The organism is Polystyrenella longa (genome assembly GCF_007750395.1).
Taxonomy (GTDB): Bacteria; Planctomycetota; Planctomycetia; order Planctomycetales; family Planctomycetaceae; genus Polystyrenella; species Polystyrenella longa.
In genome coordinates, this window is the sequence record NZ_CP036281.1 from 5,021,852 (window position 1) to 5,045,260 (window position 23,409).

The 23,409-nt window shown below is 51.1% G+C and carries 14 protein-coding genes; 9 read left to right on the top strand and 5 right to left on the bottom strand.

Going from position 1 to position 23,409, the window contains the following annotated elements:
• The first annotated feature begins 132 nt into the window (after positions 1-132).
• On the top strand, positions 133-1,155 hold the full coding sequence (rfbB, locus tag Pla110_RS18635) for a dTDP-glucose 4,6-dehydratase (protein ID WP_144998008.1): 1,023 nt from the start codon (positions 133-135) through the stop codon (positions 1,153-1,155).
• 76 nt (positions 1,156-1,231) lie between these two features.
• On the opposite strand, the gene Pla110_RS18640 is transcribed toward rfbB, so the two are convergent.
• Positions 1,232-2,413 (bottom strand): pyridoxal-phosphate-dependent aminotransferase family protein, encoded by a 1,182-nt coding sequence (locus tag Pla110_RS18640; protein ID WP_144998010.1) that lies wholly within the window; start codon positions 2,411-2,413, stop codon positions 1,232-1,234.
• An 87-nt stretch (positions 2,414-2,500) separates the two neighbouring features.
• Entirely contained in the window at positions 2,501-3,091 is a 591-nt protein-coding gene (locus Pla110_RS18645; RefSeq protein ID WP_231742579.1) for a hydrolase, read from the bottom strand.
• Positions 3,092-3,327: 236 nt separating this feature from the next.
• Here Pla110_RS18645 and Pla110_RS18650 point away from each other — a divergent pair, with 236 nt between their 5' ends.
• The 3 genes from Pla110_RS18650 to Pla110_RS18660 all read left to right on the top strand — a co-directional run bounded on the left by Pla110_RS18650 (position 3,328) and on the right by Pla110_RS18660 (position 7,951).
• Positions 3,328-3,789 carry a hypothetical protein gene (locus Pla110_RS18650; protein WP_144998012.1) on the top strand — a complete coding sequence of 154 codons (462 nt, stop codon included), beginning with the start codon at positions 3,328-3,330 and terminating at the stop codon, positions 3,787-3,789.
• A gap of 424 nt (positions 3,790-4,213) precedes the next feature.
• The gene (locus Pla110_RS18655; protein WP_144998014.1) at positions 4,214-5,923 is read left to right on the top strand and encodes an FHA domain-containing serine/threonine-protein kinase; all 1,710 of its coding nucleotides are present in this window, start codon (positions 4,214-4,216) and stop codon (positions 5,921-5,923) included.
• An 84-nt stretch (positions 5,924-6,007) separates the two neighbouring features.
• Positions 6,008-7,951, top strand: a complete 1,944-nt coding sequence (locus Pla110_RS18660) for a preprotein translocase subunit SecA (protein WP_231742588.1) — start codon at positions 6,008-6,010, stop codon at positions 7,949-7,951.
• Between the two features lie 103 nt (positions 7,952-8,054).
• On the opposite strand, the gene Pla110_RS18665 is transcribed toward Pla110_RS18660, so the two are convergent.
• Positions 8,055-10,115, bottom strand: a complete 2,061-nt coding sequence (locus Pla110_RS18665; protein ID WP_197440285.1) for an HlyD family efflux transporter periplasmic adaptor subunit — start codon at positions 10,113-10,115, stop codon at positions 8,055-8,057.
• Positions 10,116-11,194: 1,079 nt separating this feature from the next.
• Between Pla110_RS18665 and Pla110_RS18670 the strand changes: the two genes are divergently transcribed.
• Both Pla110_RS18670 and Pla110_RS18680 read left to right on the top strand, forming a co-directional pair.
• Positions 11,195-12,517 carry a tetratricopeptide repeat protein gene (locus Pla110_RS18670; RefSeq protein ID WP_144998018.1) on the top strand — a complete coding sequence of 441 codons (1,323 nt, stop codon included), beginning with the start codon at positions 11,195-11,197 and terminating at the stop codon, positions 12,515-12,517.
• 150 nt (positions 12,518-12,667) lie between these two features.
• Entirely contained in the window at positions 12,668-13,972 is a 1,305-nt protein-coding gene (locus Pla110_RS18680; protein WP_144998020.1) for a SpoIID/LytB domain-containing protein, read from the top strand.
• 117 nt (positions 13,973-14,089) lie between these two features.
• Here the strand turns inward: Pla110_RS18680 and Pla110_RS18685 are convergent, their stop codons facing one another.
• Both Pla110_RS18685 and Pla110_RS18690 read right to left on the bottom strand, forming a co-directional pair.
• Positions 14,090-15,733, bottom strand: a complete 1,644-nt coding sequence (locus Pla110_RS18685) for a LamG domain-containing protein (RefSeq protein WP_144998022.1) — start codon at positions 15,731-15,733, stop codon at positions 14,090-14,092.
• Positions 15,734-15,736: 3 nt separating this feature from the next.
• The gene (locus Pla110_RS18690; RefSeq protein WP_144998024.1) at positions 15,737-16,315 is read right to left on the bottom strand and encodes a sigma-70 family RNA polymerase sigma factor; all 579 of its coding nucleotides are present in this window, start codon (positions 16,313-16,315) and stop codon (positions 15,737-15,739) included.
• A 282-nt stretch (positions 16,316-16,597) separates the two neighbouring features.
• On the opposite strand from Pla110_RS18690, the gene Pla110_RS18695 reads away from it, so the two are divergent.
• From Pla110_RS18695 to ligA, 3 genes are all read left to right on the top strand, one after another.
• A complete protein-coding gene (locus tag Pla110_RS18695; protein WP_144998026.1) occupies positions 16,598-19,588 on the top strand; it encodes a DUF1553 domain-containing protein in 2,991 nt (996 codons plus the stop codon).
• Between the two features lie 44 nt (positions 19,589-19,632).
• Positions 19,633-21,147, top strand: a complete 1,515-nt coding sequence (locus tag Pla110_RS18700) for a DUF1501 domain-containing protein (protein ID WP_144998028.1) — start codon at positions 19,633-19,635, stop codon at positions 21,145-21,147.
• A 184-nt stretch (positions 21,148-21,331) separates the two neighbouring features.
• Complete coding sequence (gene ligA / locus Pla110_RS18705; RefSeq protein WP_144998030.1) at positions 21,332-23,356, top strand: NAD-dependent DNA ligase LigA; 2,025 nt, start codon at positions 21,332-21,334, stop codon at positions 23,354-23,356.
• Positions 23,357-23,409: the final 53 nt, after the last annotated feature.

The following is a 23,409-nucleotide window of genomic DNA, read 5'->3' on the forward strand; positions in this document are numbered from 1 at the left end:
AAACAGGAAAAGTCAGGCGACTTTGCCACTGACAGTCCCGACGCCCTCCTTTGCGGGCTACAATGGACCGTAGTGGCTTTGGTTGCTCTGACTTTTTTCCTTTTCCCGGCCTGACTCTTCGGAAAGTTTGTTATGAAATCGATTCTCGTCACCGGCGGATGCGGATTTATTGGTTCGAACTTCATTCGGATGCAGCGAGAACGATACCCCCAACAGACAATCCATAACGTCGATAAACTGACCTACGCCGGTAACCTGGAAAACCTCGCCGATCTCATTGAGGATGCCAATTATCATTTTCACCGGGTCGATATTTGTAACCGGGAAGCCTTATTGAAGTTGGTGCAAACGGTTCAACCCGAAGCCATTCTCAACTTCGCGGCCGAAAGCCATGTCGATCGCAGCATTCTCGATTCGGGCCCCTTCGTGCAGACGAACATCATCGGCACACAAGTCCTGATGGACGTCGCCCGCGAAGTCGGTGTCGCTCGTTACGTACAAGTCTCCACCGACGAGGTTTATGGATCCCTGGGAAGTGACGGTGCCTTTACAGAAGAGACTCCTCTTGCCCCCAACAGTCCGTACTCCTCTTCCAAAGCGGCTGCGGATCTTCTCGTCCGCAGCTACGTGCACACTTTCGATTTTCCTGCCATCGTGACCCGTTGCTCGAACAACTACGGTCCATACCAATTCCCGGAAAAGTTGATCCCTCTGTTCATTTCGAATGCAATGGAAAACAAGTCATTGCCCGTGTATGGAACTGGCGAAAATGTCCGCGACTGGATCCACGTTCTTGATCATTGCCGCGGAATCGACGCCGCACTACGAAAGGGAGAGATTGGCGAAGTTTACAACTTTGGTGGTCATCTTGAATTGACTAATCTGGAGATGACGCACATCTTGATCGACCTGCTGGGCAAATCTCGCGACCTGATCACTTATGTGCAGGATCGTCCCGGTCACGATTTACGTTACGCCATCGACAGTAGCAAAGCCGAACAGAACCTCGGTTGGTTCCCCCAGGTCCCCTTCGAACAGGGCATCCGCGACACCATCGCCTGGTACCAATCCCACACTGACTGGGTTACCCGAATTCAATCGGGCGAGTACCTGCAGTACATCGAAGAGCAGTACGCAGGTCGATTGAAGAAGTAGAATCTCGCAAAGAAGTTAGCCCGGACAATCACGAAGTATTGTGCTGCCCGGGGTTACTTATTTATGCAGATAAGAACTATCCCGCGTACACTTTATTGGCAGCGGCGATGCTGGCTCCTGCAGTTAGGGTGTGACCTTGCTTCGCCAGGCATTGTTCCAAGGCGGCCAGGAAGGAGAGGACGTTGGCTTCGCGGCTGGCTTCGCCCATCAGGCCGATTCGCCAGGTTTTGCCTGCCATGGGGCCGAGGCCGGCGCCGATTTCAATTCCAAACTGATTGAGTAGCTGGGCACGAACAGCTTTATCGTCGACCCCTTCGGGAATTTTCACGGCGTTTAGCATGGGCAGAGAATTCTCTTCCGCCACGGCGTAGTCGATACCGATCGCCGCGAGACCCGCTTTTAGGGCTTCATGGTTTTTCTGATGTCGGGCGAATCGGGCTTCGAGTCCTTCCTGAAGAACAATTCTCAGGGCTTCGTGAAGACCATAGTTCATATTGATAGGTGCGGTGTGGTGATAGGCTCGGCTGCCTCCCCAGTAGTTACGAATCAGACTCAGATCGACGTACCAACTGCGAACAGGCTCCTTTCGTTGATCCATCACTTCGACGGCCCGAGGGCTAAAGGTTACCGGGGCGAGACCGGGTGGGCAACTGAGGCATTTCTGAGTCCCGGAGTAAACAGCATCGATTCCCCATTCGTCGACTTCAACCGGCAGGCCACCGAGAGATGTCACCATGTCAGCGAGAATTAAGGCGTTATGGTCATGCGCCAGCTTAGCGATCTCTTCCAAAGGCTGAAGTGCTCCGGTTGACGTTTCCGCATGCACAATTCCAATCAACTTGGGTTGATGTTCTTTGAGGGCGGATTCGACTTCACTGGCAGTGAAGATCTCTCCGAATGGTTTCTCGATAGTCACGACTTCGGCTCCGGCGCGGCGACCGACTTCGGCCATGCGACCACCAAAGACTCCGTTGACACAAACGAGCATTTTGTCGCCCGGTTCAATCAAGTTAAAAACGCAGGCTTCCATTCCATCGCTACCCGTACCACTGATTGCCAGCGTCAATTGATTGCGAGTCCGGAAGACCTGTCTCAGCATTTCCTGGAGTTCATCCATGATCTTAAGGAAATAAGGATCGAGGTGACCAACGGTGGGAGCGGCCATCGCCGAGAGGACTCGAGGAGAAATGTCACTTGGTCCCGGCCCCATCAGAACGCGGCGCGGAGGGCAGATGGCGGGAGCGATTTCATAAGACATGATCAAAAACTTTCCGTGGACTGTATTCGTGTAAGTCTGGTTCTAGATGTTTCGGGGGATGTTGGTCGGGCGAAACCATGCAGTATGTTATTCCGGTTTGGTTTTCGCTTTCAACCGCTGACTCAGTTGTTTGAATTCAGGAGTACCTGCCCGTTCGCACCATTCAAAGAGGACACTCTCGGTTGTAGTGAGTATGGCTCCAGACAGTGCCAGGCGTTCAATCGCAATTTTCCAATCGAGTTTAAAGCGGCTGGCAACGGCGTCAACTGGTATGTAAACCTTGTACCCTTGCGCGATTAAATCAAGAACCGTCTGCATCACGCAGACATGGGATTCGATTCCCGCGACGATGATTCGGGGTCGGGTCGATTCTTCATCATAGGGGGCGGGCCAGTTCAGTGCGGGCCAACTGCTGAAGTCGGTCTTGGCAGGAATTTCGATGTCGTCCAATCCGAGCTCAGGAATCGTTCGTCCTAACCCCTGAGGGTATTGTTCCGTGGCCGAAATCGGGACCTCGAACAGCTTTGCCATCTCAATCAATAACTGACAATTGGTGATCAGTTGCGGACGGACCTTTTCCGGAAAGGCGGGCAACAGCTTTTCCTGCATGTCGACGATCAATAACTGGCTATCCTGCCGGTGGATAAGATCGTCACTACGGAATGAGGATACAGACATGGATAGAGAGAACTTTGGCGAAAAGATGCAAGGACAGACGGATAACTGGCGTAAGCGACTTACACCAACAATCGGTCCTTATAGTTGTACTGGATTACAGGACCGTTTGCATCTTCCAGCGAAAGAGTGGATGATAAGATTCCGTCCTCACCCCCGTTTGCTCTCTACACTAGTTTGTTTTCTCCACCTGATCTTTCATTTCTGTCCGCACCGTTTGCACCCCAGTCGAGTCCTGTATGTCCTGCTCCGTTTCCAACCTGATCGACGCGATCAAATCTGCCCTCGCCACGAAACAGATCGGGCAACCTGTTTCGATTCGACTGCGATTGGTCGCCCCGTCGGATTTCATTCCAGTGGCTGTGAATGAATTGATGCAGTTGATCGAGGCGATTCTGCCCGGATTTGAAGGTGAGGACCTGGCAAGTGGGCGGTATCGGGTCACGCAGCATTCTTCCGGATTGCAGACATCAGTAATGATGTTATCTGGTAAAGGACCTTCCGTGTCGCTGACCTGGATTTTGTCCGGAGCCCAACCGGCGAGTTTAAAATTACTTCTGATTGGGAATCATGGGGTGATTCGTCTGGAAGAGCCACTTGAGGGTGGTTGGAAAGTTGATTCAGCAGATTCGTCCGAAGTCGATTGGCACGAACGATTTCAGAACACTATAAGCCATCCCCAGCCCGTTCCATTCAAATGACCTGAGTTTGTGCCGGAATATCCCTTTTTAACGTCCAAATTAGCCTGTTCCGGGATGGAAAAATCTGAGATTTCCCGTCGTTTAGCGATGAGTTTCTTTGCATTGTCGGCGAAGGCCTTATAATTGAAGTTCAACCACGCCCGGGAGCCCTGACTGGCTTCTTTCAGGAGAAGGGAACCGATTAGGAGTCCATCTCCCCGACTTCATTGTGTCCGCCGTCGCGGTAACCTGCACGGAAGAGGACGCAACGCCTAGCTGAAACGACAGTATCAATCTGAAGCCACAGTCTAGCTGAAATCAAAAACTAAATTCATCGGCAAGGACGCCATGTCTGGGATACCAGTTCTCTATTCCGGATTCCGGTTATTCACATCAGATCACTCACACATCAGATCTCTCACGTTGTCCTCTTGATTTATTTCCGATGAACAAAGTCGCTACGAGCATAACCAGCGAAGAATTTCTCGCGCTGCTGGACCGGAGTAAGCTGGTGCGGCCCGATCGCGCCGAGGACATCGTGCGCAAACTGGGTCTGGATCCTTCCGTTTCGTCGACGCAGTTGGCAAGTTCCCTCGTCGCACGGAACATCATTACCAACTACCAGGCATCTCGATTGTTGTCTGGGAGATACCGCGGGTATTTCTACAATCATTACAAGATCATTGATATCCTGGGTGCGGGAGGTATGGGCTGGGTTTACCTGGCGCAGGACATGAACAGCCAGGACCAAGTGGTACTGAAGGTCCTTTCCAGCCACCTCGCCGATGACGCCGGCATGATGGCCCGATTGAAGCTCGAGTCACGAGCCGGTCAGCAACTGTTCCACCCTCGCGTCGCCCGTACAATTGACGAAGGTCAGGCTGCGGGAAGTCATTTCCTGGTGATGGAATATGTGCATGGAATCAGTCTGCGGGAACTGGTGATGCAGCAGGGGCCGGTTGCCTGGCCAGTCGCCTGTCATATTGTCAAACAGATCGCCGATGGTCTGCATTACGCACACGAACGAGGACTGGTTCATCGTGATATCAAACCAGAAAACTTCCTCGTCAATGAAAAAGCGGAAGTCAAAATTCTCGACTTCGGTCTCGCACTGATCAAAGGAGCCGAAGAAGAAGAGTTCTCTCTTTCGATGATTTTCGGTCACGACGGAGTAGGTACGTTGGACTACATGGCACCCGAACAATCGGAAGATAGCCATCATGTTGATCGTCGCGCGGACATCTATGGATTGGGGGGCACGTTTTATTCGATCTTGACTGGGCTGCTTCCCTATGCCGTAAAAGCGACAACGGAGAAGATCGAAGCCCACCGGAGCCGGCCCTTCCCATTGGTACGGAGTAAGTTCCCCAATGTACCACCGGGAATTGATCATATCATCGCAAAAATGACGGCAAAGGATCCGAAAGATCGATACCAAACAGCCGCCGAAGTCGCCGAAGCGCTTGCCCCTTTAGCCAAGTTGGAGCCGATTGATTTCGACTATGAATCCATTCTCCGGATGCGACGAGAAGATGCTCAGCGGCGGATGCTTCGAACGGCGAGACGGGCTCGGGGTGAAAGTGGAACGTCCTCTATTGGCAGGCCTCCTTCACAAACCAGCCCTATCCTCAAATCAACTCAAGGGAACATGCTGCTTGATACCGAAAAATCATTGCGTGATGAGCAGACTGGTCAAAACCGGAACGGTCAATCCTTCGCTGAAAGAGGGATTGGCGACGCACGACCGGTAGCCCGGTATGGGCGACTTTATAATACGGACGGTGCTCAGAACATCCCCTTGCACCGCTCTGAGCTATTGATTGGCCGCAGCCCAAAAGCCGATATCCACCTGGATTCGTCGATGATTTCATCGACTCATTGCCGCATGATTTTTAACGGCCAGTTTTGGAAAGTGACCGATCTTGAGAGCCGCAACGGAATCCGCGTGAATGGTGTAGAAACCCGTAGTTCCATACTGAAACCGGGAGATCGGTTAACGATTGCAGAGGTTTTTCAGTATGAGATCGATTACACGTCTGAATGGGCAAAAAAGCAGCGAGAACGAGCCGGGAAATCGAAAAAAGGGATTTATTTGCTGGCTGGACTGCTTATCATGACAGCGTGTGCCGCCCTGCTCTGGTGGTGGCTTTCGTAACAGGCCTTATCTCACCCACTTTGATTGATTCAGGGGTCGATTCAAGGCATAACCCATTTTCGATGTTGGCTGTATGGGGAAATTGTGTCGAATCTGAATACCGCCTGGCACTGGGGAAAAACCGGTGGTCGCCCGAATGCTGCTCGTATTTCTCGTTGGAGAAGTATGGCGAACGATATCATTGCGCGGGCTGAAAAACTCAGAGACATCACCGAAGAAGAACTGCTCAAGCAAGGGCGAGAAATTCACTGGCAGGCCAAGTCTGCCAAAGATCTCACAGAGATTTTACCCGATGCCTTTGCCCTCGCGCGGGAAGCTTCCCGGCGGGTACTGGGAATGGAACAGTACCCAGTGCAAATCATGGGAGCTTGTGCCCTCTTCGAAGGTCACATTGCGGAAATGCAGACTGGGGAAGGGAAAACCTTAACTGCCGTCATGCCCTCTTACCTTCGCGCATTACGCGGACGGGGCGTGCATGTCATCACCGTCAACGATTACCTCGCTCAGCGTGACGCCGACCAGATGGGGCCTGTTTATAAAGCGCTAGGTTTAACCGTCAGTTGTGTGACGGCTGAAATGGAACCTGAAGAACGCCGCGCCGCCTATGCCTGTGACATCACCTATTGCACTGCGAAAGAGCTTGGTTTTGATTTCCTGCGAGATCGACTGCGATCAGGGACCGACGCCCACGGCACCAATATCGAGAAGAAAGCACGATCCCTGTTCAATAAGCACGATGACGGACAGGTGCAGCGTGGGCACTACTTCGCCCTGATCGACGAAGCAGATAGTATTCTCATTGATGAGGCCCGGACTCCGCTGATTATTGGCTTGCTCAAATCGAACGACTCTTCGGCCGTGACTTTGATGCGCTGGAGTCAGCGAATCTGTAAAAACCTGAAGCCAGTCGAAGACTATATTTTCGATCCCGAACGGAGATCGGCTTATCTGACCGATGCCGGGTGTCGGCATTTGATGTTGATCAAGAAACCGACCATCCTCGATAAAGTCGAAACACAGAAAATTTACACGCAGGTTGAACGGGCCTTGATTGCTCAATATGGATTTCAACGCGACCGGGATTATGTCGTTGCCGATGACAAAGTTCATATCGTGGATGAATCAACAGGCCGAATCATGGAGGGCCGCAAGTGGCAGGATGGTTTGCATCAGGCAATTGAAGCTAAAGAGATGGTCCCCATCACGGCGGCGACTGGTCAGGCGGCGCGGATCACCGTACAGGAATTCTTCCGACATTACACCCACCTCTCCGGCATGACTGGTACGGCTCAAACGGCGCGGCGCGAATTGAAAAAGACGTTTCATTTAAAAGTCGCTGTGATCCCCACTAATAAACGATGTATCCGCAAGGGGTTACCGACTCGCTTATTCCCAACCCTCAAGGCAAAATGGGAAGCCGTTGCGAGCGAGATTGAGCGGATGCGCGAGATGAACAGGGCCGTGCTCCTCGGAACTCCTTCCGTTGAAGCATCCGAGGCCGTCTCTCAATTACTTCTCGTTCGGGGAGTTCCCCATCAGGTCTTGAACGCCCATTACCATGAACAAGAAGCGGAGATTGTCAAAGAAGCGGGTCACGCCAAACGGGTGACTATTGCCACTAACATGGCGGGGCGCGGAACGGATATCCTGCTGGACGAGACAGTCCGCGGAGCGGGCGGGCTCCATGTCATCGCCACTGAAATGCATACTTCCGACCGAATCGACCGACAGTTGCTCGGACGTGCTGCGCGTCAAGGAGACCCTGGGTCGTATCAGTTCTTTCTCTCATGGGAAGACGAACTGTTTCGTTCGCTTTCGAGCACGGAACAGGAGCGACTCAAAAGGAAGGCGGAGAAATCGAGCAAGGCAGAGCTATCTGCCCATATGCATCGTTTATTCAAAGCGGCTCAGCGGAAGATACAGAAAGCACACCGAAAGAACCGGAAGCAGTTGCTGAAGCACGAGCAACAACGGAACCGAATGTATCTGCAGATGGGGATCGACCCCTACCTGGAACTGACGGAATAATTCCAGCACCCGTCGCACGTCATCGATAATAGAAAATACGTTCCCGCATCAGAAGTAACGACTCCAAGCCAAGACCAAAATTCAGACTCCGAATTCATGGGACTTATAGCCAGAGGTACTTGCGGAGGAACTCGACGACATCGCCAAACAGAACGTATCCGAGGCTTTTCTTGCCGCAGTTAATCTTCACTCGTACTTCCGATCCCATGCGAACCGTAGGAAGTGCAGATTCGTCGATCTTGATATTCACCTGGAGGATGTTCGTATTTTCTGATGAGGTATTAGCGCGAGTCGCGATCTCCTGGACTTCTCCCTCGTAAGTACTTTCGGGTGTAGTCGCGAGGATGAATTCAACCGGCAGGGTTTCGGTATTCAATTCTTTTTGTGCTTGAACCAGATGACCGTAACGATCTTCTTCGACTTCAATTTCCAGATGCCAGGGACCATTTTCATTAATGACTTCAAGTAGCGACTCGCCCCAGTTTACCGGGCGATGCAGCAAGAGTTGCTCAACTTGCCAGGTTGAGATGACTCCGTCAATGGGAGAACGGACGTGGAGTTTTTCACGCGACTCCTGAAGCATTTTTATCTGTTCGTTCAGCCCAGTGATGACTGTTTCCGCCGACCGAATCTGACCACTGAGTTCGATTTGCTTTTTGCTTTGTTCTGCGTTTGAGAGTCCGGATCGGTTAAGCTGGCCCATTTCTGTTTCCAGTGACGTCCATTCAACGCTTTTGGAATCGAGTTCTTTCCGGGTTTTCTGGTAGGTCAGATCGAGTTCTTTGTCACGTAACTCGATCAGAATCTGGCCTTTTTTAACGTGCTCTCCCCCATTGATCAGCACTTGTTCAACCTCGGCATTGGCGGTGGCGAAAATCGTACGACGTTCGATGGGCATCAATCGGCCTTCGCCTTCAACCCGGTAGTCCCAGGGTATAAACGCGAGGGCACATCCGACGGCGATGATCGCGGATCCGATGGCTAAAGTTTTGGCCAGTTTACGCCCTTTGAACCACTCTTGGATTCCGCCTATGAAATTCCAAACAGGTAACAGGAAAATACGTTTGTGGTCCAACGAATTATTCAGCGCTATCGCGACATGCTCTTCGAGCAGATCGGCGTATTGTTTCACACCGGCGCGCGGTTCACTTTCGTTAATCTGTTCGATAACCAGACAGCCAATCAGCGGTTGCAGTTTGTCTTTCTTTTGAATTTTCCCCGCGATCTCATCTTCGTCGCGAACCAGCTTATCCGGTTTGAGCAACGGCAGAATGAGCAACATTCGTGACTCACTCTCTTGAAGATAAGTCGTCAACAGCTTTTCCAGTTGAGGAGGCAGGTCGTCGGCTTTGCCATAAAAGGCAAACGGTTCACGACTTTCCATCACTGTCTCGGAGAGTTTTCGGAGGCTGCTAACGAGGTTGGCGCGGTGATTCACTTTATCCTGACCGCTGATCGCTTCGACGGTCACTTTCCGTCCACGTTTAACGCAGAGGGTGACGCGGTCGCAGTTCATCAGCCGCCGAGAATCATTAGCAGCCGTTGCCGTGACTTGTTTTAAATCGAGTGACCGGTGCAGGTCGTTCAGGAATTTATCGTAGTTCTCCTGGATAGGTCCGACACTGGTCTGTTCCTGGACGGCTTCTTTACTCAGAAATTTGGATGCCAGCCCAGCGAGATGTTCCACGAACTGGAGCATGCCACTGTGGGAACCCATCGAAGCATCGGACCGTTGAAAGATCTCGACAACGCCAACGCATTCCCCGTCGCGCTGCAGTGAGGCCAGAATCACGATGTGATCAGTCGGTAGCGGTGTTTCCGGATTGCCAGGGCGATGAATGACCGCCTCGCCTGTTGAGATTGTCTGGATCACCAGCTGATGATTTTTTTGAAGGCTCCCGGGGTGATCGTAGAACCCGATCCCTCTCAGGTTCAGATCGGAGACCAACTGCAATTGCTTATTGGCGTCGAGTAACCAAACCGCACCCGCTGGAGCATGTAATGCCTGAACAACGCGTTTAAGAAACTCGCGGAAAAAATCGGGAGGCTCAATTGGAGATCGAACCAGCTCTTCGATTTCCTGAGCCAGTTGTTTGATTAGATTGCGGGCTTTGTGTAGATCGTCTGCCGCTTCCTTCTTTTCAACATTTTCAGGACTGGACATGTAAGGCTCGCAGGAGGAAACTCTTATACTTAGACAACTTGAAACCGTGACAAACGGAGGGAAATGAGAACTGGGTTTTGCTTGCATCCATCTGAGGCCGGAAGTTTCTGAGTCGAAATTCCGCCGTGCCAGATATCTCACATCATGGGACCCATCGTACAGATGGCTTATCATGGTGCACAGCAAAATAAGTATACCGGTTTACTCTGGTTGGTGAGGCCAGTTTTCTCAATTTGCCGAGGGGAGACCTGTTGGTCTATCGACAGTATCGTTTTTCACGATCTATCGCCTGTTCTATTGCAGGATTCCCTAATCTATAAATAAGTGTACGGAGATGCTGCCCCGTTTACACCGTTGAATACGTTGCGAGACTGGTTTTTCACAATTCGACGTCCGTTCAGTCGGGTTAGACCAGTAAATCCCGGTTAATGACACTTTATCTCACCCCTGCGAAGCCTATTCTGCCCTTCAGATGAGCCACCATCAGCAGGTTCTGCGCATAAAAAAACTGCCAGTTATCGTTTCGGATAACTGGCAGTTAATTTAAAAACCTCAATGCACGGCGACTGTAGGAAGCGCTGCGAGAGTAACGCGAATCAGATAGTGCTCAGCACTCATCTATGAACGATTCGGGTTATCGCGGTTAATTAGGCCCTCTGTCGTACTGGCATAAGGTTGAATTTGATGCATTAATAGTTAAATGCATGGCTCCAGGCTCATAAATTTATTGGCCTCAGGAGCAACACAATTTGATATCGGACTTCCTCGCTTTGAATATTGAGAACTGAATTCTAAAAAATGGGTTAAACCTGAAACAGAAAAGTGTTCACAAGTACACTCTTTAGCCTTAAAGCATTAACACACAGGGTGTTATCCATTTCGGCGAGCCATTTTTCTTTCGTTGTAAGCCTCACAAAAGGTCGCTGAAAAACCTTTTTTTTGTGGATTCGGTATCGAAAATGCCAGACAGGTTGCATGTCTGGCATGACTGATTATACTGTTGTGTTCTCTCCGCGACGGGGGAATTTGCGCAATTTTAGTCCCAGATAGCTTTTAGGCATAGAGGAACCGTGCCGGTCATGCCCGAAGATCAGGTCAATATTCAACAATTACTTCAAGGCGGCTCCCATTTCGGAACCATTGAAGTCAGTAAACTACGTTCTGTCATCGCCACCAATCAGTTTGTGGATGTCCGCCGGGAGGTCAACGCCCTGCAAAGCAACGTTGATGCCAACCCTGCACCGACCGAAACCGAATTGGTGAAAGCGGGCATTTCCTCATATCTGATGGGAGATCATGAAAAGTCGAACGACTATCTCTCCAAGATCCAGAATGACCCCGTGGGTACTTTCTATCATGCCTGCGTCCTGAACGCCCTTGGACAACAGGAAGAGGCCAGCAAAAAGTTTCAGACGGCAGCCCAATTGGGTTACGATCGTATTGAATGCACGCTGCGTCAGGCAGGTACTCTGCGAGAATATGGTCAACTGGACGATGCGGAACAACTTCTCCGAAGTGTTGCCGCCGAAGCTGCCAGTCGAGCCGAGTATTCTTATCAGATGGGATGTATCCTGTCAGATCGAGGCGACACTTACGGTGCGATTGAGTACTTCGAGCGTGCTGTCGACATGAACAACCAGCATTCACCCGCCCTTTTCCGCCTGGCAGCAGAAAATGCGCTGCGCGGGAACGATCAGGAGGCGATCCGGTTGTACGAACAGGCTCTCTCGAAGCCACCGTTCTACATGGGAGCTCTGATGAATCTGGGGCTGCTCTACGAAGACAGCGAAAACTACAACGCGGCAGCATTCTGCTTCCGTAAAGTTCTGGATGCAGATCCTTCCAACCAGCGTGCCAAGCTGTACTTGAAAGACATCCGTGCCACTGAAGACATGTTCTACGATGAAGAATCGGCCAAGAACGAAGCTCGGATGGAGCAACTTCTCGGTCGACCGATCACCGACTTCGAACTTTCAGTTCGCTCGCGCAACTGTCTGCAGGCCATGGATATCAATACCCTTGGCGATCTGACGACCACGACAGAGCAAGATTTGCTCGGCGGTAAAAACTTCGGTGAGACTTCACTGAAAGAAATTCGCGAAATGCTGACGGCCCACAGCCTGTCGATCGGTCAAAACCTGAAGAAGAAAACATCCGACACTTCTTACCAGATGCAGAATCTCAGTCCTCAAGAGCAGATGATGCTCAACAAACCGATCAGCGAACTGGACTTGTCTGTTCGCGCTCGCAAATGCATGTCTCGTCTGAATATGTCGACGATTGGCGAATTGCTCCAGAAAACTCCGGACGAATTGCTCTCCAGCCGTAACTTCGGCGTGACGTCACTCAACGAGATTCGTGCGAAGCTCCAGGAAATGAACCTGTCCCTACGCAACGACTAATCACTGCGTTAAGACCATAAAAAATTATTACCACCTGGTAACAAGATTCACAGACACAGTTGCTCGATCCGCGACTGTGTCTGTTTTTTATTATCTTCAGCTTTTCAACTCTCGCTGTCTCTGCAGATTGAACTGAATGAAGGAGCGTCCATGCGACTTCAACTTGCTCTCCTCGTCATGATTCTAGGAGTTGGTTCCGCCATGTATTGGCGGTCCCAAAGAGAAGATCCGCCCGTCGGTCCCGAGGCAACCTCGATTGCCGAGACGGAGACAGCTTCCACTGCAGACTCTGCCGAGTCGACCCCTTCCGACGAAACCAGTGAGGAACCACCCTTCAACACCTCACCCGAGATGCGCGTCAGCCTGACCAATTCGGCACGAAATACGTATCGATTTTCAAGCAGCCTTCCGAGTGAAGTTTTTCTGGATAATAACGAGCAGTCCGACCGTATATTGGATCCAACGCGTTCTGAAGTAACCGTGCGTGCCACCAACGATCCCTCCGGGATTCAGATTGGGACCGAAACTTTTTCGGCGAATCTTGTGCGATTAAGAACGGAGGCCACTGCCGACTTCTGGGTGAATGACCATCAATACCGAGGGGAGATCTGGTTTCACCGCCTGGCAAGTGGTCGCGTCCTGGCTGTGAATCATGTTCCACTGGAAGATTACCTGGGAAGTGTCGTCGACAGCGAAATGCCCGCCTCCTTTCCCGATGAATCGCGAAAAGCTCAGGCAATTATCGCCCGAACCTATGCTCTGTTTCGGCGACAGGAAACGGCGGATGAACCCTATTTCGATTTGTATGCGACGACACTCAGCCAGCAATACCTCGGTGTGCAGTATCGGGCCAATGATGGACGTCGACTGGCGGGTGAATCGAAGCTGAGCCGTCGACTGGTTCGCGAGACAGCCGGAATGGTTTGCCTGAATGCTGGGGCTCTTTTCAGTACCTACTACTCGGCCGTTTGCGGAGGCAAAACCACGGAGGGTTCGATTCTGTTTCCCGATGCTGTTCCGCTACTCAAGTCTGTTCCGTGTGAGTACTGCGCAGCAGCAAAATTATACAAATGGGAACGAAGTTGGACGATTGAAAAAGCGGAGAGGTATCTGAGTCGAGAGTTCACCCGACAGGGTCACCGCTTTGGCAAACTCTCCGGAGTCAAAAATCTTAGTGACGAACCGGGGCCTGCCTCCCAATTTCTCTTCACAGATGGCCGCTCAGAACGAACTCTAAACGGCCAACAAATCCGTACTCTTTTCACTGGCTTGCCAAGCCCCACCTTTAAACTGGAATTAACGGATACAGAACTACTCTTTCACGGAGCGGGACATGGGCATGGTGTCGGACTCTGCCAGTGGGGAGCCCGAGGAATGGCGGTGGAAGGGAAAAAAGCCGCCGAGATTCTCGATCATTATTATCCCGGTGTGACGGTCGCGCCACGCACTAAATAGACGACAATACAATTGCTATAGTGCATTCCATTTAACCGTAACGTGTTCTGGCGGTGCAGCCTCCTGCTTTGAAAGGTTTTCGAGACCGATAGCCGCCACAATTATCCTGGAGAGGATCTATTCAGGGGCAGGCAATTTCTGTCGCTGTAATCCCGTCGCAGGATCCAGCAAAAGTATCGAGCCAGCCGACACCCGATATCGATATGGTAGCTTCTTTCCAAAGTAACTTTGCAGTCCCTCCTGAACGGCCTGAAAATGGGACTCCACTTCGGCTGCGGGGAGTGCGAAGTTATAGAAGGCGACTTCATCAATGATTCCGTGAAAAGGTTCTCGTGCCTCTTCGCCAGGGGGACTGAGATTGCCAATCACCACTTCGCCTGGTCCGCCTGTTAACGGTCGCGTACCGTGGGGATACTGGTATGACGCGACCAGCCGACCATCGACATACACCTGCTTCCGTCCACTCGCCGTTTCATAAGTCGCCGCAATGTGATGTGGTTCTCCATCTTTCAATTCACTCAACAAAACCGTTGCGTTCTCTCCGGCCAAGGGAATTTCGAGTTCCTGATATCCTTGACCAATTAGATAAAGTCCGAAGGCGAGTACAGGGCCTGCGGGTTGTTTTGGATTTGAATATTCGTTCAACATCGGATCATCGTTTTGAAACGACAAGAGGAATCGCAGTTCCCCATCTCCATCCTTTCGAATGATTTCATCGTAATCCGATTTGTCTCCCGTACTGAATCCATTACCTTCCCAACGCGGCACGATCAACGCTTCCAGAGTGATTCCGTCATCCACGGCAAACGTTCCTGTTCCCAGTGCTTGACCACCACCGCTTCCAACAGCAATTCCTGCTTCCGATGTATTATCGAATTCGACCGCCCCAGTTCCGATCAACCCAGCAACACGACTTGTCCCTCTCGAAAGTTGACCGTCCGCATCTCCAAACTGATCTCGAACCTGCCGATCGGTTTCATCGAAATTCCAATAGTGTTGTGGTTGCCATAATCGAGGACGCACCTCGACCTCGCCACTTGTCACTTTTAATTCGACGGCACCAGACTCTTCTGACTTACTGATTTCGAAATCGGCTTCGCGGCTGATGAATCGTATATTTCCATAAGTTAGCTCGAAAATATCTTGAGCCGTGGTTGCCTGAACCTGCGGCATCCCCTGTTCGATGAACATCATTCCGCGTGCTGGCAATTCGAACTCGATCGGACCATTCACTGTCAGGAGGGTTCGATTCGATAGTTCAATGGTCACCTCTCCGGCGGGAAGTTGGTGTTTACCGCGGTTCAGTTTCACACCCGGTTGCCATGCGGCCAGCGGCGTTTCCAGTTGAGAGGAATGAACTGTGGCAACGACCTGTTCTTCTCTCGTGGAATTAAAAAACCACAGAGCCCCAATGAGGCCAATCACAACCGGTATCAAAAATATTAACCACCGTCTGGGACTGCTGACCCTCTCACCTTCAATCCGGCGAGTGAATTGACCAAGTGTCGATGTAGAGGAACTATTAGCCGAGTCCTCAAACTCCACCGTCATTTGTTTCAGTGTGACTGATTTGATCGCCGGCAGTTCGCTCGATTGCTCTGCCTGCATTCGTGCGTGCAAGTCGAGGTACTGTAAATACTCCCGTTGGCGTTCGGGCGAGTTTTCCAGTAGCTCTGCCAGTCGTTGCTGTTGCGCAGCGTCTAGATCTCCGTCGCATAACAGATCGAGCAGTTCCTGAAATTCATTGTCCGCTACAGCCATGAGTTATTTCTCAGATTCTATTTCCGTATGTCGCCCAACGCACTTAAATAACAGACGACGAATTTTCTGAATCGATTTACGAATAGCAAAGACGGATCGCGATTCCGCCTTCGCCAATTTCTCGGCCGTGATGCGAGTCGTGTAATAAGTATGATAAAGCCGCTGATCTTCAGGACGTAATTTTTCCATGCAAGTGGAAAATTGCTGCCATCGTTCATCCAGTTCCGATTCCATTTCCTGCTGCCTCGCGGCCAGTTCTTCCATCAACTTCGGTTCAAACAGCACCAGAGTATCGTTTCGTTGACGATATCGATACTCACGGATTCGATTAAAAGCGACCGCTTTTGCCCAACTGTAGAAACTGGTCCCTGGTTCGAATTGCTCAAATTCCTGCCACAGATACAACGCCGTTTCCTGAAAAACCTCTTCTGCCGCATCGTGCCGGGGAAGCAGTGCAAAGATATAGGCGTACAACGAACCACGAGACTCTTCAATCAGCTGAGTGAACTGCGAGACGAGTTGCTGATTGTGTGAATCGCCGGTGGGGGGAATTAAGGAAGCAAAGCGGCCAGAGTCGGTCACGCCAGTTCAAGTACCTGTTCAAATCGAAGGAGAGAGATAAGTTTCTATATCCCTTCATGTTACCGGAATATTCCAACGGAGAAACAGATTGAATTGTCCGTTTTCCGATCAAGACGATATCCGTCCGTGAAATTCTGGTTTTTCTCCAGAAATGATTAAAATGAAGGGTATCAACTCCGAGAAGATCGTACCTTTAGTTATAGGACGCTCTCAAAACAGAGCATTCCCACGCACCTGACATCTCTTCTGCAATCACCACTTAACTCCCATCTCTGATCGCTCATGCTGAAACGTGCTCATCATCTTCTGTTCTCGCTCGGATTCCTGCTGGGATTAACATTCCCCGTTTATGGAGCGGAGCCGGACACTTTCTTTCGCGAACAGGTCGCTCCCATTCTGCAGACCAAATGCTTGCGGTGCCATTCTTCCGAGACAACTGAGGGAGAACTCGATCTGTCGAGTGCTGCGGGTTGGTTGCACGGAGGAGTTTCAGGAGATCTGTTCGACGCGAACGATCCTGACGCAAGTCTGTTGCTCGAATATGTCAGCGGCGACGACCCCATGATGCCCGCTTCCGGACCTCCGTTGACAGACGACGAATTGGAACTGGTCCGTGTCTGGTTATCTCAAGGAGCAAACTGGCCAGAAGATTTACAACTGAGTCTGCCTGGAGCGGACTTGAACTGGTGGTCATTGAAACCAACTGAAGTTCCCGAGATCCCTACTCTTATTAAAGCAGGTGCGGTCTGGGCACGTACGCCTGTGGATCATTTTGTTTACAATAAACTTCGTGAACAGAAACTGTCGCCCAATCCGGAAGCAGATCGTCGTACTTTAATTCGTCGGCTTTACTACGATGTGATTGGATTGCCTCCCACCTATGAAGAAGTGGAAGAATTCATCAACGATGAAGACCCACTGGCGTATGAACAGTTGGTCGATCAACTGTTGAACTCGCCTCATTACGGTGAGCGATTTGCCCGGTACTGGATTGACATCGTGCATTGGGGTGAGACTCATGGTTACGACAAAGACAAACCGCGACCGAATGCCTGGCCCTATCGAGATTATCTGATTCGCGCGTTCAATAACGACAAACCTTACGAACGTTTTGTTCGGGAACAACTGGCGGGCGACGTGCTCTACCCACAGACCGCCGATGGTATTCCGGCGACTGGTTTTATCGCCGCGGGTCCGTGGGATTTCATTGGACATGCCGAAGTCCCCGAAACCAAAACAGATGGGCAGATCGCTCGTAATCTGGACAGGGATGATATGGTCACGACGACGATGAATACCTTCGTCAGCACAACCGTTCAATGTGGACGCTGCCACGATCACAAGTTTGATCCGGTCTCGATGGAAGCATATTACAGCTTGCAAGCCGTCTTCTCGGCGCTCGACCGGGCGGATCGGGAATTCGACGCCGACCCTGAGATGGCCGAACAACGAATTACATTAGCGGCGGAAGTCCTGGAGTTGGAACATCAACTTCAAAGTAAACATCAGGAAGCGATGGACCACGCGGGCCCGGAATTGCAAGAGCTTCGCCAACAACTGGCCGAACTGGAATCATCTCGACTAAAAGAGCAGACTTCCGCATTTGGATATCACAGTGAGATTTCAAAGTCGGCCGACACTGAAAAATGGGTGCAGTTTGATTTGGGAACCGAGACGGCGATTAGTCAGATTGTCCTGATTGGCGCCTACGACGACTATAATAAAATCGGCGCCGGTTTTGGCTTTCCGCTGCGGTATCGGATTGATGTTGCCGAAGACGCCGCATTCACCCAAGGCGTTCGCACCATTGTTGATCGAACTGAAACGGATCAGGCCAATCCGGGTGCGCGTCCGCTTTCTTTTACTCTGGATGAGACGGCCCGATACGTCCGCGTTGTGGCGACACGGCTCATTGAACGCTCGAGCGACTACCATCTGGCTCTCGGCGAAGTGATGCTGTTGGGCGAAGACCAGACACTTCTGTCCGTCGCTGAGATCTCCAGTAAGGATTCCATCGAATCCGGAGAACGGTGGAGAAAACAGAATCTAACGGACGGAAAGTATTACGGGGCCTTCAATGCACTCGAATCCTTTCCGGCTTATCTCCATCTTCTCAATAAAGAACAGCAGCTTTTGAAAACGGCGATCCCCGTTGAAGTGCAGCAACAGATTCAGCAATCACAAGAGGCGCTGAAGAATAAGAAATCAGAGTTAGCAACGCTTCCCGCGAAGCAGAAAGTTTACTGTGGTTTGGTCTACTCAGGTTCAGGCACGTTTACTGGAACGGGGAATAATGGAGGGCAGCCACGAGAAATCTTTATACTGGACCGGGGGGATGTTGGGAAGAAACTGAAGCCTGTATCGCCGGGAACCATTCCAGCTATTCCTTCGGCGGCCCAGTTTAATCTTCCAGAAGATCACACCGAATCCGACCGACGAGTCGCGTTAGCTGATTGGATTGTGCGTGAAGACAACCCACTGACCTGGCGATCCATTGTGAATCGCTTGTGGTTATTTCATTTTGGAAGAGGGATTGTGGATAGCCCGAATGATTTCGGTCGGATGGGACAACAACCGACGCATCCAGAATTACTCGACTGGCTGGCGGTTCAGTTCCGGGATGGGGGGCAAAGCTTTAAATCAATCCATCGCCTGATTCTGTTGAGTGCCACTTATCGGCAAAGCTCTGCTTATCGGGAACAAGCAGCCGCCGTCGATTCTGACAATCGTTTTTACTGGCGAATGAACCGACAGCGTTTGGATGCGGAAGCGATTCGGGATTCTGTCTTACTGCTGTCTGGCAATCTCAATCCGGAACTTTACGGCCCTTCCTTTCAGGATTTTGTGATTAAGAATCCGGAACATTCCCCCCACTACGAATATGAGTTATACGACCCGACCAACCCAGAATCATTCCGACGTTCTGTTTATCGGTTTCTCGTCCGGTCGCAACCTCAGCCTTTTATGGAAACGCTCGACTGTGCCGATCCTTCCGAACGGGTACCCAAAAGAGCGGAAACGTTAACGGTGCTCCAGGCGTTGGCACTTCTCAATAATGGTTTCATGCTGCACATGGCCGACACGTTGGCAGATGAAATTGAAAACGAATCAAACGAACCAGAATCCCAGGTTCAGCTTCTGTTCCGCAAAGTGTTACAGCGAAACCCGGAACCAGTGGAACAGGAATTGTTCCAGAATTACCTCAGCCAGCATGGTCTGGCCAACAGCGCTCGGCTGTTATTCAATCTGAACGAGTTTGTTTTCGTCGACTGATTTCTCTATTCGATCTTTGCTCTCATTTATTGCGTTTCAATATCATGACTTCATTTGCCCGCACACTACAAAATAACGACTCCATCTCTCGCCGAGACTGGCTCTGGCAGTCGGGTGGGGGATTAGGAGGCATCGCCCTCGCTTCCCTGATGGCCGAACAGACCCAGACCGCGGCCGCCGACACCGAATCTACCAACAGCGGCATGGGGGGTGTAGTGCAGCCATTACATGTTCCCGCCAAGGCGAAACGGGTCGTGCAGTTGTTCATGTCGGGTGCCGCCAGCCATGTGGATACTTTTGATTATAAACCGGCATTGATCAAATATCATGGAGAGAAATGGGATCCGGGCGAACAGGTCGAACTCTTCCAGAATGGAATGGGGGACACACTGAAGTCGCCTTGGAAATGGCAGGGGTATGGAGAATCTGGAAAACAATTGAACGAGATTGTCGCTCCATTAGGGGCGTGTGTCGATGACATGGCATTCGTACACAACCTGGTCGCGAAGACGGGAGTGCATAGCCAGGCTACCTTGCTACAGGCGACCGGTTTTCAGGAACCTGGATTTCCAGGAGTGGGGTCTTGGGTCAGTTATGGTCTGGGAAGCATGAACAATAATCTGCCTACCTTTGTGGTGTTACCCGACCATCGCGGATTTGCATCGAATGGGGCGAAGAACTGGAGTTCTGCCTTTTTACCCGCGCAGCATCAGGGGACGATTTTACGGCCCGGGACAGCGAATCCAATTAACGATCTCTTCCCGGCTAAGAATGATTTTATTTCCGCTCGTAGCGAAAAAGAGACACAGAAACTTCTGGAGCAACTCAACGAACGGCATCAGGCGACGCGACCGGGAGATTCCCGCCTGGAAGCGCGGATCAAATCGTATGAGCTAGCGGCGCGTATGCAACTAGCGGCGCCGGAAGCAATGGATTTATCGAGTGAACCCAAACATATCATGAAGATGTACGGACTCGATCATGGTCTTTCGACCTTCCCCAAAGAGATCAACCCGGTAGAAGAGACAGAGTACTTCGGACGGAAATGTCTTGTCGCGCGGCGATTGCTGGAGCGTGGAGTTCGGTTTGTGCAAGTGTGGAGTGGCAATGACAACCGGCACCCCCGGCGGAATTGGGACTCGCACGAAAATATCAAACAGGACCACGGCCCCCTGGCGATTGGAATGTCGACGGGTGCTGCCGCGTTGATTCAGGACTTGAAGCAGCGCGGCATGCTCGAAGACACACTCGTTTTATGGACGACGGAATTTGGTCGTATGCCCTGTTCCCAGGGAACGACTGGCCGCGATCATAACCCTTTCTGCTTTACGAATTGGCTGTGTGGTGGAGGAATCAAAGGAGGGACGACTTACGGTCCTTCAGATGAATGGGGATACAAACCACTTGATCGGGAAAACCCCACGACAGGTTATGATATTCATGCCACGTTGCTGCACTTGCTCGGGATTGATCATACTCGCCTTACTTATCGTTCCAATGGAATTGATCGGCGACTGACAGACGTGCATGGCCATGTAATTCATGACTTGATTGCCTGAGACAATTCATCGTGCACACAATCCGTAACGATTGACTGGTCCTGGCGTTATTGGATTTCTGTTTGAGAATGGAAAAACAGAACGACATGCTACGCACTCACCCCGGAAGACCTTAAAATACGAACGCCGGACCTGACGCATAGGTCCCGTCCCTGAAGTTCGTATTGAAAAGGATCCCGTTCGGATGTCGAAAGCGATACAGCAGGAAATCGAATCTCTCCGCGCGGAGTTACTCCGCCACAATAAATTATATTACGTCGATGTGGCCCCCGAAGTGACGGACCGGGAATTCGACCAGTTGATGAAACAACTGGAGAAGCTGGAAGCGGATCACCCCGAATACGATTCGCCCGATAGTCCTACGCATCAGGTCGGTGGAGAACCAATCTCCGGATTCAAAACGATCACCCATCGCGTTCCGATGTTGTCGATCGAAAACGCTTTCAGCACGGAAGAACTGACGACGTTTGATCAACGCGTTCGCAAGTTGTTGGACTCAGAGCAATTTGAGTATACGCTGGAATACAAAATCGATGGAGTCGCTCTGTCCCTCATCTATGAGGCAGGCGTACTGACTCAGGCGGTGACTCGCGGAAATGGAGTCGAAGGAGACGATGTCACTCATAACGCTCGGGTGATGCGAGGCGTGCCGCTCAAATTGATGGGAAAGAAGCTTCCAGCTGTGCTGGAGATACGCGGGGAAGCTTATATTCGAAATTCTGACTTCTCCGAAATACGGGCGGAGCAGGAAGCGGCAGGCGGACAAGTGTTTGCCAATCCACGAAACGCTACCAGCGGGGCGCTGAAACGGCTCGATCCCAGTTTATCGGCCAAAATGAAACTTCACTTTTTCGCGCATGGGATAGGGTATACCGAAGGTGCTGATTTTGAAACGCAGCATGACTTTATCAAACAGGTCCAACAGATGGGAATTCCGGCGACACCCGAGATGGTGCGGTGTACCGATATCGACGATGTGCAGCGTTCATTGAACAGCTTGATTGAAAAGTTACCCCTGCTCGATTTCGAAGTCGATGGAATTGTCGTCAAAGTCGACCGATTTGATCTACGCGAACAATTGGGAACACGGTCCAAAAGCCCCCGTTGGGTCATCGCCTATAAATGGGAAAAGTACGAAGCGACGACGCAGGTGAAAGAGATCGACATCAATGTCGGCAAGACGGGCGCACTGACCCCCGTAGCCTATCTGGAACCGGTAGAGATTGCTGGCACAACCGTTTCCCGCGCCAGCCTGCACAACAGAGATGAAATTGAACGGTTGGAAATTGGCATTGGCGACTGGGTTGTCGTTGAGAAGGCGGGGAAGATTATCCCTCATGTTGTCCGTGTCGAAAAACATCGGCGGACGGGAGAAGAACAACCTTTTAAGTTCCCCGAACGATGTCCTGCCTGTGGCGGCGAAGTCCAACAGGATGAAGGAGGCGTCTATGTTCGCTGCATCAATTTGAACTGTCCCGCCCAATTGCGCGAGACCTTACGGTTTTATGCTTCCCGCAGTGCAATGGACATTGAAGGTATGGGCATCAAACTGGTGGAGCAACTGATCGAAGCTGGATTGCTGACGAAGCTGACCGACATTTATCGGCTTTCGACAAAAGAAGAAGAAATGTTGGCCTTGGATCGGCTGGGACAGAAGTCAGTGGATAACTTGTTGGAGGGAATTGAAAAGTCGAAACAGCAACCTTTGAGAAGATTACTGACGGGGCTCAACATTCGACATGTCGGTACGAATGGAAGTCGAGTTTTGAGCGAAGCTTTTGGCACGATGAACAAAATCAGAGAACAGAGTATCGAAGAACTGGCGGCGGTAGAAGAAATTGGCCCCATCACTGCGGAATCGGTCTACCAGTTTTTCCAGTCGGAAGTGGGACGGGAGACTGTCGAGGAACTTAAGGAATTCGGGCTGAATATGGGGACGCCGGTCGCCGAACGACCCAAGTCGGAAGAGGAAGCAGGAATTCTGGCGGGAAAAATGCTCGTGGTGACTGGCTCGCTGGAAAAATTCACTCGAGATGAAATACACGAACTGATTCGTGAACAGGGGGGAAAACCCTCATCGAGCGTCTCTTCTAAAACCAGCTTTCTTGTGGCGGGTGAGAAAGCGGGCAGTAAATTAGACAAAGCAGACAAACTGGGAATCGAAGTACTCTCTGAGAATGATTTTCTGGCGATGATCGGCAAACAGTAGCTGATCGAACAGAGAATCCTCTTTCCTCAAACCACGATTTGAAGTACAAGACC